The organism is Haemophilus sp. SZY H56 (genome assembly GCF_054332415.1).
In genome coordinates, this window is record NZ_JBTGNX010000009.1 from 49732 (window position 1) to 67690 (window position 17959).

Annotated in this window: 15 protein-coding genes; 5 read left to right on the top strand and 10 right to left on the bottom strand. The window is 39.5% G+C overall.

Going from position 1 to position 17959, the window contains the following annotated elements; translation table 11 throughout:
* Positions 1 to 104: 104 nt before the first annotated feature.
* The 4 genes from ACXVWP_RS07835 to hemC are packed head-to-tail and all read right to left on the bottom strand — an operon-like array spanning position 105 to position 4412.
* Positions 105 to 1391, bottom strand: a complete 1287-nt coding sequence (locus ACXVWP_RS07835) for a heme biosynthesis protein HemY (RefSeq protein WP_289902410.1) — start codon at positions 1389 to 1391, stop codon at positions 105 to 107.
* Positions 1392 to 1400: 9 nt separating this feature from the next.
* Positions 1401 to 2699, bottom strand: coding sequence for a uroporphyrinogen-III C-methyltransferase (locus ACXVWP_RS07840; RefSeq protein ID WP_458473345.1), 1299 nt, complete (start codon positions 2697 to 2699; stop codon positions 1401 to 1403).
* A 9-nt stretch (positions 2700 to 2708) separates the two neighbouring features.
* The gene (locus tag ACXVWP_RS07845) at positions 2709 to 3470 is read right to left on the bottom strand and encodes a uroporphyrinogen-III synthase (protein WP_289902412.1); all 762 of its coding nucleotides are present in this window, start codon (positions 3468 to 3470) and stop codon (positions 2709 to 2711) included.
* Positions 3471 to 3479: 9 nt separating this feature from the next.
* Positions 3480 to 4412 carry a hydroxymethylbilane synthase gene (hemC, locus tag ACXVWP_RS07850; protein WP_289902413.1) on the bottom strand — a complete coding sequence of 311 codons (933 nt, stop codon included), beginning with the start codon at positions 4410 to 4412 and terminating at the stop codon, positions 3480 to 3482.
* Positions 4413 to 4548: 136 nt separating this feature from the next.
* On the opposite strand from hemC, the gene ACXVWP_RS07855 reads away from it, so the two are divergent.
* Positions 4549 to 7053, top strand: a complete 2505-nt coding sequence (locus ACXVWP_RS07855) for a class I adenylate cyclase (RefSeq protein ID WP_458473346.1) — start codon at positions 4549 to 4551, stop codon at positions 7051 to 7053.
* A gap of 180 nt (positions 7054 to 7233) precedes the next feature.
* On the top strand, positions 7234 to 7863 hold the full coding sequence (locus tag ACXVWP_RS07860; RefSeq protein WP_049364186.1) for a response regulator: 630 nt from the start codon (positions 7234 to 7236) through the stop codon (positions 7861 to 7863).
* 48 nt (positions 7864 to 7911) lie between these two features.
* Here ACXVWP_RS07860 and ACXVWP_RS07865 read toward each other — a convergent pair whose 3' ends face one another.
* A complete protein-coding gene (locus ACXVWP_RS07865; RefSeq protein ID WP_128787852.1) occupies positions 7912 to 8754 on the bottom strand; it encodes a divergent polysaccharide deacetylase family protein in 843 nt (280 codons plus the stop codon).
* Positions 8754 to 9986 carry a murein hydrolase activator EnvC gene (gene envC / locus ACXVWP_RS07870; protein WP_289902415.1) on the bottom strand — a complete coding sequence of 411 codons (1233 nt, stop codon included), beginning with the start codon at positions 9984 to 9986 and terminating at the stop codon, positions 8754 to 8756. Before envC ends, ACXVWP_RS07865 begins: the two co-directional genes overlap by 1 nt.
* A 186-nt stretch (positions 9987 to 10172) precedes the next feature.
* Here envC and ACXVWP_RS07875 point away from each other — a divergent pair, with 186 nt between their 5' ends.
* Together ACXVWP_RS07875 and ACXVWP_RS07880 are read left to right on the top strand one after the other, a co-directional pair.
* Positions 10173 to 10856 carry a 2,3-diphosphoglycerate-dependent phosphoglycerate mutase gene (locus ACXVWP_RS07875; protein ID WP_005694847.1) on the top strand — a complete coding sequence of 228 codons (684 nt, stop codon included), beginning with the start codon at positions 10173 to 10175 and terminating at the stop codon, positions 10854 to 10856.
* A 63-nt stretch (positions 10857 to 10919) separates the two neighbouring features.
* Positions 10920 to 11687: a hypothetical protein gene (locus ACXVWP_RS07880; RefSeq protein ID WP_289902416.1), complete on the top strand. Its 768-nt coding sequence runs from the start codon at positions 10920 to 10922 to the stop codon at positions 11685 to 11687.
* A 2-nt stretch (positions 11688 to 11689) separates the two neighbouring features.
* Here ACXVWP_RS07880 and ACXVWP_RS07885 read toward each other — a convergent pair whose 3' ends face one another.
* From ACXVWP_RS07885 to ilvC, 4 genes are all read right to left on the bottom strand, one after another.
* A complete protein-coding gene (locus tag ACXVWP_RS07885) occupies positions 11690 to 12376 on the bottom strand; it encodes an rRNA large subunit pseudouridine synthase E (protein WP_049356831.1) in 687 nt (228 codons plus the stop codon).
* Positions 12377 to 12431: 55 nt separating this feature from the next.
* Positions 12432 to 14240, bottom strand: a complete 1809-nt coding sequence (locus tag ACXVWP_RS07890) for an autotransporter outer membrane beta-barrel domain-containing protein (RefSeq protein ID WP_369866764.1) — start codon at positions 14238 to 14240, stop codon at positions 12432 to 12434.
* A 100-nt stretch (positions 14241 to 14340) separates the two neighbouring features.
* Positions 14341 to 14955 carry a hypothetical protein gene (locus tag ACXVWP_RS07895; protein ID WP_289902418.1) on the bottom strand — a complete coding sequence of 205 codons (615 nt, stop codon included), beginning with the start codon at positions 14953 to 14955 and terminating at the stop codon, positions 14341 to 14343.
* Between the two features lie 70 nt (positions 14956 to 15025).
* Positions 15026 to 16507 (bottom strand): ketol-acid reductoisomerase, encoded by a 1482-nt coding sequence (gene ilvC / locus ACXVWP_RS07900; protein ID WP_049356828.1) that lies wholly within the window; start codon positions 16505 to 16507, stop codon positions 15026 to 15028.
* 560 nt (positions 16508 to 17067) lie between these two features.
* On the opposite strand from ilvC, the gene ilvY reads away from it, so the two are divergent.
* Positions 17068 to 17946, top strand: a complete 879-nt coding sequence (gene ilvY, locus ACXVWP_RS07905) for an HTH-type transcriptional activator IlvY (RefSeq protein WP_128787847.1) — start codon at positions 17068 to 17070, stop codon at positions 17944 to 17946.
* Positions 17947 to 17959: the final 13 nt, after the last annotated feature.

Sequence of the window (17959 nt, forward strand, 5' to 3'; positions counted from 1 at the left end):
TGCATTATTTATAATGAAATGTAATAAGAGATACGTTTCAAATAAGATCTGCAAGAGAGAAAGAATAAAAAACGGAGCTTTATTCAGCCCCGTCTTTGTTTATTTTAATCACGTTTCGCAATAAGTGCGGTTGGTTCTTCGTCTTTTTTTGGTTCATCTTGTATTTCAGCAGGTTTATCTTGAATAGACATGGCTGATTTTAAACTGTCTTGACGAATTTTTTCCGCTGCTGCTTTGTCGCCAGCTTGTTCAAACACATAAGACGCCATCATGACATCATTTGGTTGAAGTTCGGTTGGGCAAGCAGTCACTTCTTTAAATGCTTCTGCTGCTTTAGCAAACTCGTTATTACGCACATAAAGATAGCCTAATGCACGATTGAGGCAACAACGTTGGCTTTCATCGGCACGTTTTGCACGTTTTTCCACTAACTTGAGCAGTTTGCTGTTATCTTCCGCTTGTAAACGAGTGATTTGCGTGCAAAGTTCAGGGCTGATTGGAGTGTTATCACCCAATTTTTTCATAATTTCAAGCGTGAATTCATAAGCTGACTCATGGTCGTTGCAATCAATCAAACGTTGAATTAAAGCGGTTTTTAACTCTAAGTCATTGCGACGGCGGCGTGGTTGAGCTTCCCACCAAGCAAGCAGACCTTCAACGCCTTCTTCATTCATTTTCTCATCTAACAAGCCATTTTCTGTTTCTTGTTGAAGCGCTTTAAATTCTTCTGCTGAGAATAAGCCTGAACCTTCGATTAAATCTAAGATTTCATCTAAAGCTTGATAAGCTTTAGAACGGCTATAAATTTCAGCAGCAAGTTTTAATACTTCTTTGTTGCGATCTGACATTTCAAGTAAGCTATCGACGGAACTACGCGCAGCCGGTAATTTATTTTGTTGTAATAAAATACGGGTACGAGCAATTTCAACGACCAGGTTATCTGAACCTGCAAGCTCCGTCGCTTCAATTAAATAACGGTTTGCACTGAATTCATCACCGCGTTGCTGAGCAGCCTCAGCGGCTTTAATCAGATTTAATACTGGCTCGGCAGAATGTTTTGCGTTTTTACCAATCAGTTTTTCTGCTTTGGCATAATCGCCTTCATTCATTTTCATCAAGCCTTCAAGGGTTTGACGCTGTGCTTTCACGCGTTTACGGCGAGAGAACCAGTTATAGGTATTGCTACTTAAACGGAAGAAACGGGTCACCAACCACTCTAACGAATAAATCACTGCAAGTGTAACTACAAAGAGAATCACTAATGTGGTGAGTGACATTTCATATACGGTGTTTGCCGTTTCAACTCTGACATAACCTTGCTGACCGGAGAGGTAAGGGCCTGCAATCAATCCGGCAAGTAAGGCGATCATTAAAAAGAGAACTCTAAACATTATCTATCCTTATTGTTGGGGTTCAGTTGCCGGTTGTGCAGCTGGTGCTTCAGCGGGTTTTTCTTCAGCTTTTGGCTCTTCCGCTTTCGCTTCAGGTGCTGGTTTTACTTCTTCTTTTCTTGGTGAATTATCAACCGCTTTTTCTGCTTCAATTTCCACTTTTTGAACATCTAAAGGTGTACGATTTAAGTACTTATCAAGCATACTTAAGCTTTGTAATTGGCTTGGCACATCCACATAGATGGATACTTCAGATAATTCATCCACTGATTTTAAGAAATTTTGAGTCACTTCAGCATTGGTATCAAAATAGCTACGAATCCAAGATGCAACAGCTTCTAAAGATTGTTTATAAAGTTCGTTTTGCTGACGAGGCACCGCCATAATCGCTAATTGTAAGCGTAAACGAATGTTTTCACGCAAGTAGATATCTTGGTTTGGCGCTAATAATTCTTTGCGAACCGCACCATGTTTCGGTGAAATACGGATAAAGTGATTTAAGAATGAGGTCGCACTTTTTTCTGCATTTTCCGCCCAGTCAGACAGGGAATCTGATAATTTTGTTGCATTTTGATCATCACCGAAATTCACATCCAACACAGGTAACTCATCAATCGTATTAGCTAATTGTGATAATTTTTGCATGACCGCATTTTGATCCACGCCAGTTACGGAGAGAAGTTGTTTCAGATCTTGATTGATAGCACTACGGATAGCCGCGGATTGTGAGTTGTTCACTTTCGCAAGGGTTTCATCAGCGAGTTTTAAGAGTGAAACCGATGTGTCCACATCATTATCTAACACTAATTTACGCAATGCATTGTTGAGCAAGAAATCAGCTTCTGAGAATAACCAATCAGTAGGTTGTTGAGCATTAGCTTGCGCGCTCACTTTATTGATTTGTGATTGTAAGCCAACTAACTCATGTGATTTGGCATTGATGAGCTCTTCTACTTGTGCAATTTTGTCTTGCGTTGCTTTATTCGCTGACTCTAATTGAGCAAGTTGCGTGGTATCAAATTTTACGTCTTGAGTAGGTGCTGAAACCACTGTTTTATTATTAATTTGAGCTTCAAGTGCGGTCAATTTTTGTTGGAATTCATCCACTTTTTGTTGGCCAAAATAATAACCTGCACCACCCACGCCAAGTGCAATGAGAATAGCCAATAAACTTAATCCTGTACCACTTTTCTTCACAACGGTTTGTGTACGAGGTGCAACAGGTTCATGATCTTCAGTTTGAATTTCCACTGCATCTGTTGCTTGGATTTCATCTGTTGTTTCTGGGGTTAATTTCTCTTTCGCCATATCTTTTCCTTAGTGAGAAAGGGGAGTTACTTCATTTAGTAAGGTATTAAGTAAACTTTGATTATCCGCACCGGCGGAAACCACCACATGATGCCAACCTTGTTGTATTGCAACATCCGCAATGCGTTGACTTACCGTGACTAAACAGCAATTTTTTAGCCAACTTTGTTCATTTTCAGGTACAAATTCGATTAACGCCTGCAAAATTTCAAGGCTTGTGACCACCAAGGTTTGTACACCGGAACGAATACAAATACTGGTCTGCTCTTCGTTGTTATAACTAATCAGTACTCGTTGGTAACATTCGACTGTCTCAACAGTTGCACCGCGTAGTGTGGCCTGTTCGCGTAATAATTCTCGTCCACCATTGCCACGTAAAATTAACAAGTTCTTATCGGTTAATTCTGCCATTTGCGGTAAATTTAATACACCTTCAGTATTTTCCGACGTGATTGGATAACGAACAGTACATTCAGTTTGACAGGAAAAATGCTGTGCCGTTCTATGTCCAACTGTAAAGTATTGTAAATCTTGACGCCAGCTAAAGCCAATATCTTTCAGGGTTTTATCCGCAAAATCGACCGCACTTTTTGAAACCAAAAACACATAATCACCACGTTTTAGCTGATTAAGTTTCGTCGGTAATTGTGCCAACTCGGCACCCGCTTCAATAGAAAGCAAAGGCAGATGCAAGGCAACCACACCAGCTTGATTCAGCTGCTCAACTAGGGTTTTTCCTCGTTCGTCAGGGCGAGTGACTAGTACAGCCATGGTGATTCCCTATGCTGAATAAATCTTTGCTAGAATCTTATCAGCGCCTTGTGCTAGGAGTTGTTCAGCAATGGTCACGCCTAATGCTTCGGCATTTTCAACCGCACTTTTACCTTCCGCACGAATAATCGCAGAGCCGTCGGTTTCTCCGACGAGTGCACGCAAGAAAATTTCGCCATTTTGCGCAATCGCATAGCCACCGATTGGTACTTGGCAGCCGCCTTGTAAGCGGGTATTCATTGCACGCTCAGCCAAAACACAAGTCGTCGTAGTTGCATCGGCAAGTGGAGCAAGCAATGCTTTCACTTCTTCATCATCAACACGGCACTCAATGCCTACTGCGCCTTGCCCAGCAGCCGGTAATGACTGTTCCACTTCAATAAACGAGGCAATGCGTTCTGCTAGCTCTAAACGAATTAAGCCAGCTGAGGCTAAAATAATGGCATCATATTCGCCATTATCTAATTTACTTAATCGGGTTCCCACATTGCCACGTAAGGAGCGAATATCAAGATCAGGACGTAATTGTTTTAATTGGCATTGACGACGTAAGCTTGATGTCCCAACAATAGCACCTTGGGGTAATTCATCTAATGAACGGTATGTATTAGACACGAAAGCATCGCGCGGATCTTCACGTTTACAGATCACACTTAAGCCCAAACCTTCTGGAAATTCCATCGGCACATCTTTCATTGAATGAACAGCAATATCGGCACGTTTTTCGAGTAAAGCATTTTCTAACTCTTTAACAAATAAGCCTTTCCCACCAATTTTAGCCAAAGGGGAATCTAGGATGACATCGCCTTTTGTCACCATCGGAATTAATTCAACAGAAAGTGTTGGGTGAAATTTTTCTAATTGATCTTTTACAAAATTTGCTTGCCAAAGTGCTAAAGGGCTTTGACGAGTCGCAATTTTTAAGGTTTTAAGTACTGCCATAAATACCGCTGATTTTAAATAGAAATGTGTCCTATGCTACCATTTTTAGGGCAAAAAGTCAGATCATTTAAATTTTTGATTTCCGATTAGGTAAGTGATACATTAACACCAGTTATTTGGCCATGGGTAGGAAGCCTTGAAATACGATCTCAATGAAGCTCGAAAAAGTATTGACGCACTAGACAAACGTCGTTTGGAGCGAGCACTATTGGGCTCTGGAGATGCCTTCCGACACATCGTCTCTTTGATGCCATTATTGTTGCATCTTAATCATCCCACTCTACCGGGTTATGTGGAAGATGCCCCCGCAGGCATCGCCGATTTTATTTTTTCCAATTATCAGCAAGATTTTCTTTCAAAAGAACATTCTGAACTTGCAGAAAGTGTGCAAAGCGCGGTCAATTCTGATGCTGTTTTTGCACCGATTTTAGGTATTTATGTGATGGGAAGTTTTGGCTCCATTAGCCAAACTTCAGCTTCGGATCTAGATATTTGGATCTGCCATCAAGATGATTTGTCTAAACAAGATCAGCAGCGCTTAGCGGAAAAAACGAAGAAAATCAGCCAATGGGCATCGACATTTCATGTAGAAATGCACTTCTATTTAATGACGCAACAGCGTTTCCGTAACGAACGTTATTCCGATCCGCTAACTAAAGAAAACAGTGGTTCTGCGCAATATATGTTGCTGTTGGAAGAATTTTATCGCTCTGCGGTACGCCTTGCGGGTAAACCATTATTGTGGCTGCACTTGTGGGTGGAAGATGAAAAGCAATATGAGGCCGAAGTTGCGCGTTTAGTCGCGACAGGTGAGCTTAATTTAAATGATTGGGTGGATTTTGGTGGATTAGGGCAATTCTCAGCCAGTGAATATTTTGGCGCAAGCTTGTGGCAACTTTATAAAGGTATTGATTCGCCTTATAAATCGGTGATGAAAATCTTATTGTTAGAAACTTATGCCCAAGAATACCCAAATGCCCAGTTAATTGCTCGCCAATTTAAAGAGGATTTGCTTTCTGGCCATAGCACCGCTATACATCATTTCGATCCTTATATTGCGATTTTAGAGAGAATTAGCCAATATTTGACCGCACATTCAGAATTTAAGCGTCTTGATTTTGTGCGTTCTTGTTTTTATGTGAAAGCGACGGAAGATTTTGCATTATACCACGCATCAAATTGGCGTATTTCTTATATGAAAATGATGGCCCAAGAATGGGGGTGGTCGAAAGAACGTATTGAAGAATTGGACCAACGCCCAACTTGGAAAATCAAACGGGTGAAAGAAAGTCACAATAATTTGGTGAGTTTCTTGATGATGAGTTATCGAAACCTGGTTGATTTTGCACGCAAACATAAAATTAATTCTAGCGTGATCCCACAAGATATCACGGTACTTTCTCGTAAACTTTATACGGCATTTGAAGAGTTACCCGGTAAAATTACACTACTGAATCCTCAAATTTCGCATAATTTAGCGGAAGATCATCTTACATTCATTGAAATTCATGGCAATAAACACTTTAAAGATGGTTGGTATGTGGTCAATCAACCGCCACATCATATTATGTTTTCGAAAGAACGTGTAATGGAATATGGGGAAAGTTTAAATAAGGTTGTTTCATGGGCTTATTTTAATCGCTTGTTGACGGCAGAAACGCATTTACATTTAATTAGTCAAAATATCGACCAACTCACTTTACGTAATTTTGTCGCTGATTTACGATTGTTTTTCCCCCATACAAATGGTCAAATACCGACAAATGAGGCACTTTCTTCGCAATGTGAAATCCGAGATCTTTTCATTGCGGTGAACTTGGTGAATGATCCAACAGCACAAGTGGAAGAACTTAAATCCAATATCTCGCCAAGTGATTTATTCAGTTTTGGTCAATTAGAGCAGAGCTTGGTCGGTAGCATTGATTTCACTTACCGTAATATGTGGAATGAAATTCGAACCTTACATTTTGAAGGCCAAAATGCGATTTTGCTAGCTTTAAAGGTGCTTTCTAATAAAATTTATCAAGGCGTAAATAAACCTCGTTCTGTACAGATTTTTTGTTACAGTAAACATTATAATCGTACATTACGAAATTTAGTAAGTGCCTTGGTTAATCGTTGCATTAGTATTCAATTAGGTGATAGTCGCCCAACAACGCATTCCCGTTTACGAGTGGCTGGGAAAAACTGGCAATTCTTCTTTGAAGAAAAAGGGATTAGCTTACAACCGATTGACGATGGAAAAGAAAGTGCGGTCAATTTTGAAGACGTTTTACCAACTCAGTTAGAAGAGAAAGAAACTATTCCTGAAACACGCCGATATCCACCTGAAATTGATTTATTTGCTAGTGAAGGATTTTTACAGTTCTTCTTTGAAGATAATACCGATAATAGCTTTAATGTTTATTTGTTAGATGAAAAGAATCGCCTCGAGATTTATCGTCAATGCGAGGGCTTAAAAGATGATAAAGTGCGTGAAGTGAACCAGATTTATCAGTCACTCGGCTCGAAAGGTTGTAAAAATCCGTATAAAATGGTGCAACGGAATTTTAATTACCCGCAATTTTATCAATTGCACTCGACAGAAAGCGGCATGCGTATTATGCCGTTCAAATTTAAAAGCAAAAGGACTTGCGACTAGCTAAATCAAAACAAGCATGATTTGAGATAAATCAAATATATCTGCAACTATGCATTGGAAGATAGGCAAAATCCCGATAGAATCCCTCGTTTGAAAATCTATTGAGAAATAATCTAAGGCTGTGGACGTTTTCGCCTTCAGGCGATAGGATGTGCGCCCTCTCATCTCTTGGAGAAAATTATGCAAGAAAAGTTAAAAGTATTAATTATCGACGACCATCCATTGATGCGTCGCGGTATCAAACAATTAGTGGAATTAGAAGAGAATTTTGAAGTTGTCGCTGATGTAGGAAGCGGTACAGAAGGTATTTCCATTGCGATTCAAGAATCCCCAGATTTAATTATTTTAGATCTGAATATGAAAGGCCTCTCTGGTTTAGATACCCTTAAAGGGTTGCGTGCGGAGGGTGTTGACGCACGAATTTTGATCTTAACTGTGTCTGATGCGAAAAATGATATTTTCACGCTCATCGATGCGGGTGCAGATGGCTATCTATTGAAAGATACTGAGCCAGATGTGTTACTTGAGCAAATTAAACGTATTGCACAAGGTGAAGTAATTTTAAGCGATTCGATTAAGAATTTACTTTTAGAGCGTAAACATACGGTTGATCCCATTGATTCACTCACCGATCGAGAAATGGATGTATTACGTTTAATTGCGACAGGTTTATCGAACAAACAAATTGCGGGTCAGCTTTTTATTTCTGAAGAAACAGTTAAAGTGCATATTCGTAATTTACTTCGTAAACTCAACGTTCACTCACGCGTTGCGGCAACTGTCTTGTTCTTTGAACGAAATGGTCGATAGGCAAGTTTAAAACGATAAAAAAGAGCAGTTTTCAACCGCTCTTTTTTGTTATCTTGGCACGCCCCGTAATAAAGGAATTGGCTCAAACGGTGCAACCGAGGTTGGTGCAGGAATATCATTAAAAATTAAGATAAATGATTTAGGTGGCAAGATTTTTTCATTTCGCCATAAACTGCCTATACCCACTAATTGAATATCATCGGGTAAATTTTTTATTCCTGATTTTAATACAGCTACGGTATTTGGACGAGGGTGCCCAATAGCAATGGCTGTGCCATGTTTACGTGCATATTGGATTGCATTTTGAAATTGGCGTTGCACATCCACTAAATTATCACTGTCATCTAAAAAGATATGGCGATCTAATACACGTACGCCTTGTTCTTTTGCTATTTTTCCCGCAACTGATTTCCCGATCGTTCGGCTATCTAAAAAGAATAAATGTTGCTCGCGAAGTGCGGTCATTAAATAGGTCATTAATGTGGCATCGGCTGTGGCTGCACTGCCCATATGATTATTCATTCCAATGGCATTTGGCACAATAGATTTAGCTTTTTTCACTCGTTCATTTACTTGCGCTTCAGATAACCCTAAAGTCAAACCACCTTCCTCAATTTTAATATTACTGATTGGCTGCATCGGCATATGAATGAGAATATCGTGATTTTGCGTTTTCGCTTGTTGATTGCGAATTTTGGCATAGGGTGCAGCAGGAATGATGGCGACAGAGATTTCCTTTGGCATCGCTAAAATTTCTGCATCTTCTTTCGGATGATAGCCAATGTCATCGATCACAATAGCCAGCTTGCCTTGTGCAAAACTAAAAGTAGAGAAAAGTGCGGTTGAAAAAATAATTGTATTTTTGACCGCACTTTGAAAGAACCTTGCCATTATTTAATCCACCCAGCCGGATTCACAGGTACCCCTTTACGGCTGATACCAAAGTAAAGTGCCGGTTTAGAGAGCTCACCCGTATTCCCCACTTGTGCGATGGTTTGTCCCGCAGAAACAAGCTGACCTTGTTTTACAAATACCGCTTGGTTGAAACCATACAGACTCAAGTCGCTATCGCCGTGTTTCACAATCACCATATAACCATAGCCATTAAGATGGCCGGCGAGAATAACACGACCACTTGCAATGGCTTTTACTGCGGTCCCCATTGGTGCGCCGATAACCATACCTTTCCATCGCACTTCGCCTGCTTGGATTGAGCCAAAGGAATACAACGTTGGGCCAGAAACTGGACGACTGTATTGACGAGCGGCGCTACCTAAACCACTGGTACTATTAATCAACTTACGTTCTTGATCGGTTGGTTGGTAAGGTTTTGAGGTCCGTTTTTCTTCTGCTTGTTTTTTCTGTGCAAGGGCTTCACGCTCACGTTGTTCTTGTTGGCGAGCGGCTTGTTCTGCACGTTGAATTTCTTGGCGAAGGGCATTTTCGTTCGCTTTCAACGTTTCCAGCTTATTCTGATCTTTCGTTAAGTTTTTGTTGAGTTCATTTAACGTAGATTGGCGTTCTTGCTGCGCTTTTTGTAATTCTTGCTGCTGTTTCTTTTGCGTAGAAAGTTGATCGCGATGATTTTTTTGTTGCCCTGAAATCGCTTCGCGCTGTTTCGCTAAACTCTCTTGTGTCGCTTTCAGATTGTTGATCATATCGATGCGAACTTGATTTAAGTGCTGATAATACAGTTTCATGCGTTCCGCTTTTTTCGCATCTTCTGAAAGCATTCTTTCTAAGGTAGAAGGATTTACACCTGAGCGATAAATAGCGTCTATTTGCTGTGCGAGCTTCACTTTTTGCGCACGCTCTTGCTTTTCTAATTGCTTGATTTGCTTTTCGGTTTCCGCCATTTGCTTGCGAATTTCTTTTAAGCTTAATTCTGTTTCGCGTAATTCACCGACAACACTGTTAATTTTGCTTTCTTGATGTTTAAGACTCGCTTGTAATTTGGCTTGTTCTCGCTTCTGTTCAGCGATCTTTGACTCTTGTTGTTTAATTTGTTTTTGAATCTGGTTGAGATCGTTGCCTTGCGCGAAAGATGAAAAGCCAAGCAAGCCACAAGCAAAAAGTGCGGTCAGTTTTGATAAGCTTTTTTTTCTACGATTGCTTTGTTGCATACATCTAAACTTAAGAGAAATTAAGGGACGAATAAAACTTAAATACTAGCATTATTTTTGAGTGGCTAAAAGTTTACAGGCGATTTTTTGCGAAAGATCAGTAAATGCCGCCTTTTTACTTTTAAACATAATGATTTTTTGCTATAAAAGAACCATTCATTTTTTATCAATACTTAGGAGATCCTTATGGAATTAGTATTCATTCGTCACGGTTTCAGTGAGTGGAACGCAAAAAATTTATTCACTGGTTGGCGTGATGTGAATTTAACCGAGCGCGGCGTAGAAGAAGCAAAAGCAGCGGGTAAAAAATTGTTCGAGAAAGGCTATGAATTCGATATCGCCTTCACTTCTGTTTTAACTCGTGCAATCAAAACCTGTAACATCGTGTTAGAAGAATCTCACCAATTATGGATTCCTCAAGTGAAAAACTGGCGTTTAAATGAGCGTCACTACGGTGCATTACAAGGCTTAGATAAAAAAGCAACCGCAGAACAATACGGTGACGAACAAGTTCATATCTGGCGTCGCTCTTATGACATTTCTCCTCCAGATTTAGATCCGAAAGATCCAAACTCTGCACATAACGACCGTCGTTATGCAAACATCCCATCTGACGTGGTACCAAACGCAGAAAACTTAAAATTAACCTTAGAACGCGCGTTACCATTCTGGGAAGATCAAATTGCACCAGCAATGCTTTCTGGTAAACGTGTTTTAGTGGTGGCGCACGGTAACTCACTTCGTGCATTAGCAAAACACATTATTGGTATTTCTGATGCGGAAATCATGGATTTTGAAATCCCAACCGGTCAACCGTTAGTGTTAAAACTTGATGATAAATTAAACTATGTAGAACACTACTATCTTTAATTTATAAATGATTTCAAAGTGCGGTTAATTTTGACCGCACTTTTTGTTTAAGGAGAATAACGGATGAAAAAATTACTTGCGGTGATTTTTGCCTTGTTACCTGTTTTGGCCTTTGCAGCATCGCCAAATCACTCGGCAAAATCAACTCAAACTAAGTCAGTGAAAACGGCAGTTAAAAAAGTGGAAGTCAAGAAAGCCACTACGCCTAAAGCCGTAGTCAAAACAGCAAAAAAGAAAGCCGATGCCAAAAAAGCAGAAGCGAAAAAGCCAACTAAAATTGCCGAAGCGAAAAAAGCGGTAACGAAAAAAGAAAAAATGAAAAATAAAACGACAAATAAAGCCTCTAAAGCAGAGCCGACAAAAACGAAAGGCAAACAGCGAGTAGAAAAAACTAAGCAAACTGCAGTTAAAGAATCAGCGAAACCTGAAAAAGTGATGGCTAAAAAAACACCTGCGGCTAAAACCGAAGTGAAGAAAGCAGAACTAAAATCTGTTGAAAAAGTGACTGAAAATAGCGTGGAAACTGTTACTCAGAAAACAGCGAATACCGTGACAAAATCCGTTGTTGTGCCAAGATGTAATGATTCAAAAGTCTTTGCCGTATTATCTGATGCGTTCCACAAGCAAGGTATCGTGACTAATACACCAATGACTATAAAACAGATTATCCAAGCGCATGAAACACAATCTTACCCACAACAAGGCATTCGGAGTTGTAACGCTATAGTTAGAACTAATGGCGTTAAATATGTTACGAATTACAGCATTATCTTGAATGATAAAGGCTTTTTCGTGCAAGTTGAAAACGCACAACCCGCTCAACGTTTCTAATCTTAACGTGCGTTATTTAAATGGAGTTGTTTGAATAGCGCACGCATTTCTTCTTCATTCAAACGGCGGTATTCACCATTACCCAATCCATCAAGTGTTAAATGACTCATTTGATAACGGATAAGTCGTAATGTCGGAAAGCCGATATGTGCCGTCATTCTACGCACTTGTCGATTACGCCCTTCACTAATTTTAATTTCCAACCAGCTCGTTGGAATACTTTGACGTTCACGAATAGGTGGATTGCGAGGCCAAAGAAAATCCGGTTCAGAAATCAACCGCACTTTTGCAGGCTTCGTCATCCCATCTTTCAATTCAACGCCTTTGCGGAGTTTGTCTAAGTCTGTCTCTTCAGGAATGCCTTCTACTTGTACAAAATACGTTTTTTCGGTTTTAAACTTAGGATCTGCCAAACGATGTTGCACTTCACCATTATTCGTTAAAATCAGCAGCCCTTCACTATCACGATCCAATCGTCCTGCCGCATACACATTAGGAATGGTAATAAAATCTTTTAATGTAGCTCGGCCATTTTCATCGGTGAATTGTGTCAGTACATCAAACGGTTTGTTAAATAAAACAACGATTGTTTGTTCTAATGTAAGTAGCTTTGCTTTTGGCTTAAATGAACGAGTAGGTTTTGCCGTTCGTTTGGTTGTAAATGAGTGAGAAGGGAAAGATTTTGACATATTATTTATTGAGTAAAAAAGAGAAAAAAGGCGGATTTTACTCCGCCCTTTTATATTACCATTGATAACGATAGACTGCTTGAATTGCATAAGGTTTATCGAAGTTTTTACCGTCAGCACGGCTTACTTCTAAACCAAAACGATGATTTGCAAATCCAGCATTTAAACCGACTGCACTTTCAAAACGTCCGCGGCTGCTTGCAACATCAAGCGCGCTGTTTGCGTAATGAATTTTGCTACTACGGTTTTTGCTGGTAATTGCATTGACTGCCGCGTAAGGTTGTAAATTCCAACCATTACTTAATGCAAAGCCTTTGGCTACACGTAAACCAATTCGAGAATAAACAGAAGATAAGCTATCTTCATTCTCTTGTGATGAAATATGTGTCCACGCTAATTGTGCTTGCGGAGTAATTGTCCAATCGTTCACAAGGCTAAAGCGTTTGCCTAATTCACTCGAAATAGTATAAGCGTTGTAATGGCGTTTTTCAGTGTGATCTGAGTTAGCGTGTAAACGGCTGTATTTCACGATGTTATCTACATAAATACCGTTATCTGCAAGGTAAGCTGCATATAACCCCACGCTGTTGCTTCTTACTTTGCCATTACCGTAATGGCCATTGAAATCAACGTTAGCTTGGCTACGACCAACAAACCCACCAACACGGAGGTTATCGGTTACAGCAGCATCTGCGCCCACTTGTAAGCTATGTACGTTTTGTTTAAAGCCAGCAGTTTCACTCTCACCAGTCGAAAGTGCGGCTAATTTTTGGCGAGAATTCACATTACGAACCCATACATTACCTTTTTCACCGTTTTTCACTTCGCCTAGACGTTGATGGATGCCACTTAAATCATCTTCCACTAAACGCAATTGTGCTTGGCGAAGAGAAACTTGTGCATTTGCTAAGTTTGAAAGTAACGGTTCGCTTGGTAGAACTGCTGGTGGTACTACTGGATTACTTGGGGTTACTACTGGGGTGCTAGGCGTTACCGCAGGTTTGCTTGGAGTCACCACTTGTTTGCTTGGTGTAACTGGTGCAACAGGTGGAGTTGGGGTGACTTCATTTTTAGAGTTCGCTAACACCCAATTATTTCCTTCTTTTGTGAGGAAGTATTGGTAAGCCCCTAAATCTACACGATTATTCGGGTTTGTTAAGCTAAATGCAGCGTTACCACCATGGGTTTCGACAAGTGTCACTTTACCGTTAGCAACATTTGCGCCTTGGTTCGTTACCCCAATTTTATGATTACCTTCAGCAGTGCCTTGAACAATGATTTTATTTGCATTGTTATTTTCAATATTGGTGTAAAGATTAAATATGCCAGAGCCAGTAAGATTTCCCGTGATAGTTAATACAGCATAAGGCGCTTTGGTGCTAGTTAAGGAAACGGCTGAATTATTTAAATGCAAGTCAGTTACTTCTGAGTTATTAACTAAATCCCATGTAGAATTGTTAGTGAGGTTTAATGTAACAGGTGTTTTATTTTTGTTGTCGTATTGTTTTACCACACCATTCAACTGAGAGTTATCTGCATTCAAAATAAATCTCGGTGAACTTGTCTTTTCACCTTCAGCTAAGTCCGTATCGGCTAGTTCAGGCATATTTAACCCTACAAGCACTTTTGCATCAGGTACTTTTGTATTTTTTAGATTAACGGTAGTTGAGTCGTAATTATTTGTTTCATCTCGAGGATCTTGTTTATTAGTAAAAATAACTACATCTCCAGTGTTATTTTCAATGTTAGAATTTGTAATGTTGGTTACGCCACCATCAAGTAAAAAACCTAAACCTTGACTTTGACCTTTCGCTTCAATTTTGAGCAAGCTGTCTTCAATATTTAATGTAGTATTCTCAGACATGTATGCAATAGTGGTTGATTTATCGATACCTGCTGGTTGTAGCGTGATATCTAAATTTTTGATATATAATGTTGAGTTTTCGGCATCTATAGCAGTGCTGTTATCCCCCCCCCAGAAAAATAGAGGAGTGGGTAATATTTGCTGTAGATTTATTATACACTTGGTATCCTGCGTCATCTTTAGCCAAACTAACTATACGAACTGCATCAATATCAATGGTGCTATTATCTTGAAGATTAAATGCTACATTTCCTGAAACAGTCTCACCATCTGCATCAACTGTAGAAAGCCCCTCAGATAAATTGATATTACCGAAGTGAAATTTAAGGTTTGAATCTCTCAATTCAAAAACAGAACTTGCAGGAAAAGCTTTCGATAATGTGAAAGTGCTATTAGGTTTGATTTCTAATGAGGTAGATCCATTAGAAAATCGAGGATCGAGGGAAATTAATGATTCTGTTGGATAATCGTTATCCTTTAAACCATTTTTCAGCCGAAAAGATACACTTGCAAGATTATTTTTATTTGTTAAATCATAGCCATAATCTGAATTAAAATTCATATTTTTTACTTCAGAGTCAGTTCTTTCCGGATTCTTATATATGGTACCTTCATATAGCTTATAATCAATAGCCCACACAGGGTTTACTAATCCTAACGCCACAGCCACCAGACTCACTTTAAAAGTGCGGTTAAAAATTTTATTGTTTTTCATATTAATTCCTTTGGATTATAAAAAAGCCAACTTATTGAATAAGTTGGCTTGAATTTTACCGATTTAATAATTAACCTGCAACAGCGATACGTTTCATATCTGTCATGTAGCCACGTAACTCTTGACCGATTAATTCAACCGGGTGGTTACGGATTGCATCATTTACATCACGTAAGGTGATGTTGTCGATAGCAACTGCTGGTGTTGGTTCACCTAAGTCACCTTTTTGTAAGGTTGGAATGATTTCTTTAGCAAGAATAGGCGTCGCGACGTTAGAGAATAAGTAGTTACCATATTCTGCCGTATCAGAAATTACCACGTTCATTTCGTATAAACGTTTACGCGCGATAGTGTTAGCAATTAACGGTAATTCGTGAAGTGATTCATAGTAAGCTGATTCTTCATAGATACCGCTTTCTACCATTGCATCAAAGGCTAATTCTACGCCTGCTTTCACCATTGCAACCATTAATACACCGTTATCAAAGTATTCTTGTTCAGAAATTTTGATGCCATCTGCTTTTGGTGCATTTTCAAAGGCAGTTTTGCCAGTTGCTTCACGCCATGCGAATAAATCTTTGTCGCCGTTTGCCCAGTCAGCCATCATGGTCGCAGAGAAGTGACTGCTGATGATGTCATCCATATGTTTGTAATATAAGAAACCAAGGCTTTCTTTGATTTGCTCAGCTAGTTCAAATGCACGTAATTTTGCGCTGTTTGATAAGCGATCCATCATTAATGTGATACCGCCTTGTTTTAAGGCTTCAGTAATGGTTTCCCAACCGTATTGGATCAATTTACCTGCGTATGCTGGATCTTTACCATCAGCAACAAGTTTGTCGTAACATACGATAGAACCTGCTTGTAACATACCGCAAAGAATGGTTTGTTCGCCCATTAAGTCAGATTTTACTTCTGCGACGAATGAAGATTCTAATACACCTGCACGGTCACCACCGGTTGCAGCTGCCCATGCTTTTGCAATTGCCATTCCTTCACCACGTGGGTCATTTGCTGGGTGAACTGCGATTAATGTTGGTACACCGAAACCGCGTTTGTATTCTTCACGTACTTCAGTACCTGGACATTTTGGTGCAGTCATTACAACAGTGATATCTTCACGGATTTGCTCACCTACTTCAACGATGTTGAAACCGTGTGAGTAACCGAATGCAGAATCTTTTTTCATTAACGGCATCACATCAGCCACCACTTTAGAGTGTTGTTTGTCTGGTGTTAAGTTGATCACTAAGTCTGCGGTTGGAATTAATTCTTGATAAGTGCCCACTTTAAAACCATTTTCAGTCGCACGTTGGAATGAAGCACGTTTTTCTGCAATCGCTTCTGGACGTAATGCATAAGCAATGTCTAAACCAGAATCACGCATATTTAAACCTTGATTTAAACCTTGCGCACCACAACCTACGATAACGATTTTTTTGCCTTTTAAGTAGTTGCAACCATCAGCGAATTCGCTGCGATCCATAAAACGACAACGACCTAATTGATCTAATTTTTCGCGTAAATTTAATGTATTGAAATAGTTAGCCATTTTTCATCCTTTGTATGATGTTGATTAATGTTTGTATGAGGTTGTGTTTGCATATTTTTTTGTTGTGGTTTGATTATAGGATTTTTTGTTGTTGCGTAAAGTGATATTATAGGAATGTCATGTTGCGATTTATGCAATTATTTTGTTTTTTTGTGAATTGGCATCGTATTTCGCTCGATGAGCGACCTACTTTTTCTTTGCTTGTGCAAAGTAAAAGTAGGCAAAGAAGGGAAAATATTTTATTCTTTCTTTGATTTAAAGTGCGGTTAAAAATTGAATATTTTTCATTATAAAAATAATCTTATAATCAACTTCATTTTAAAATAATGTGCTAATACATCTTAAGCCCCATATAAATCGCTTTTGTGACTTTCAATTTTTAGGCAATTTTCGTCTGTTTGAGCGCAGCGAGTTTAGAAAATTGCCGTAAAGAAAATTGAAACAAAGCAAAGATCAGCGATTTAACTGGGGTGTATTTTTCTTTGCTTACTTTCTTTTGTACAAGCAAAAGAAAGTAAGTCGCCATCGGCGAAACCTGATATTAAATAAAAGAAGAAATTATGGAATTTAACGACCTACAAATATTCATTCACCTCAGTGATACAAAAAACTTCGCCAGAACCGCCACCCAAAACCACATGTCTCCTTCTACGCTTTCACGTCAGATTCAACGAATGGAAGAAGAATTAGAACAGCCTTTATTTATTCGTGATAATCGACAAGTGCGTTTAACCGAACAAGGTGAAAAATTTTTGCAATTTGCGAAAACAGAATGGCAAAATTGGCAACAGTTTAAGCGCCAACTTCGGGATAATTCTGCGGAATTAAGCGGGGAGTTACGTTTATTTTGCTCGGTAACGGCTTCATATAGCCACTTGCCACAGGTGTTAGCCAAGTTTCGTACACGTTATCCTAAAGTAGAAATTCAACTGACAACTGGTGATCCCGCTTCAGCGGTACAATTTATTCAATCAGAGCAAGTGGATCTTGCATTGGCAGGAAAACCAAACAACCTGCCGGCAGGGTTAGAGTTTTATAAGATTGATGATATTTCCCTTTCATTGATTGCACCTCACGTGGCTTGTTTAGCGACACAATTATTACAGGAAGAACCCATCAATTGGCAGCAAATGCCTTTCATTTTGCCGTTAGATGGAATGGCGCGGCAGCGTATTGAACAATGGCTACGTAGCAAACACATTAAACATCCAAAAATTTATGCCACCGTAGCAGGACACGAAGGGATCGTGCCAATGGTAGCGCTCGGTTTTGGATTAGCGATGTTGCCTGATGTGGTGATTGATAATAACCCGATGGCAAAGGAGGTATCTCGTTTGCATTTGGACAATCCTGTCGAGGCATTTGATTTGGGCGTTTGTGTACAAAAAAGAAATTTGGCAAACCCCTTAATTCGTGCATTTTGGGAGATGTTAGACTAGAATAATAAGCAAA

Excerpts from the sequence above, each read along its gene's own strand:
- ACXVWP_RS07845 (WP_289902412.1), bottom strand. The coding sequence starts at position 3,470 with ATGGCTGTACTAGTCACTCGCCCTGACGAACGAGGAAAAACCCTAGTT.
- ilvY (WP_128787847.1), top strand. The coding sequence starts at position 17,068 with ATGGAATTTAACGACCTACAAATATTCATTCACCTCAGTGATACAAAA.
- ACXVWP_RS07875 (WP_005694847.1), top strand. The coding sequence starts at position 10,173 with ATGGAATTAGTATTCATTCGTCACGGTTTCAGTGAGTGGAACGCAAAA.
- ACXVWP_RS07890 (WP_369866764.1), bottom strand. The coding sequence starts at position 14,240 with ATGTCTGAGAATACTACATTAAATATTGAAGACAGCTTGCTCAAAATT.
- ACXVWP_RS07835 (WP_289902410.1), bottom strand. The coding sequence starts at position 1,391 with ATGTTTAGAGTTCTCTTTTTAATGATCGCCTTACTTGCCGGATTGATT.
- ACXVWP_RS07885 (WP_049356831.1), bottom strand. The coding sequence starts at position 12,376 with ATGTCAAAATCTTTCCCTTCTCACTCATTTACAACCAAACGAACGGCA.
- hemC (WP_289902413.1), bottom strand. The coding sequence starts at position 4,412 with ATGGCAGTACTTAAAACCTTAAAAATTGCGACTCGTCAAAGCCCTTTA.
- ACXVWP_RS07895 (WP_289902418.1), bottom strand. The coding sequence starts at position 14,955 with ATGAAAAACAATAAAATTTTTAACCGCACTTTTAAAGTGAGTCTGGTG.
- ACXVWP_RS07880 (WP_289902416.1), top strand. The coding sequence starts at position 10,920 with ATGAAAAAATTACTTGCGGTGATTTTTGCCTTGTTACCTGTTTTGGCC.
- ACXVWP_RS07860 (WP_049364186.1), top strand. The coding sequence starts at position 7,234 with ATGCAAGAAAAGTTAAAAGTATTAATTATCGACGACCATCCATTGATG.
- envC (WP_289902415.1), bottom strand. The coding sequence starts at position 9,986 with ATGCAACAAAGCAATCGTAGAAAAAAAAGCTTATCAAAACTGACCGCA.
- ACXVWP_RS07840 (WP_458473345.1), bottom strand. The coding sequence starts at position 2,699 with ATGGCGAAAGAGAAATTAACCCCAGAAACAACAGATGAAATCCAAGCA.
- ACXVWP_RS07865 (WP_128787852.1), bottom strand. The coding sequence starts at position 8,754 with ATGGCAAGGTTCTTTCAAAGTGCGGTCAAAAATACAATTATTTTTTCA.
- ilvC (WP_049356828.1), bottom strand. The coding sequence starts at position 16,507 with ATGGCTAACTATTTCAATACATTAAATTTACGCGAAAAATTAGATCAA.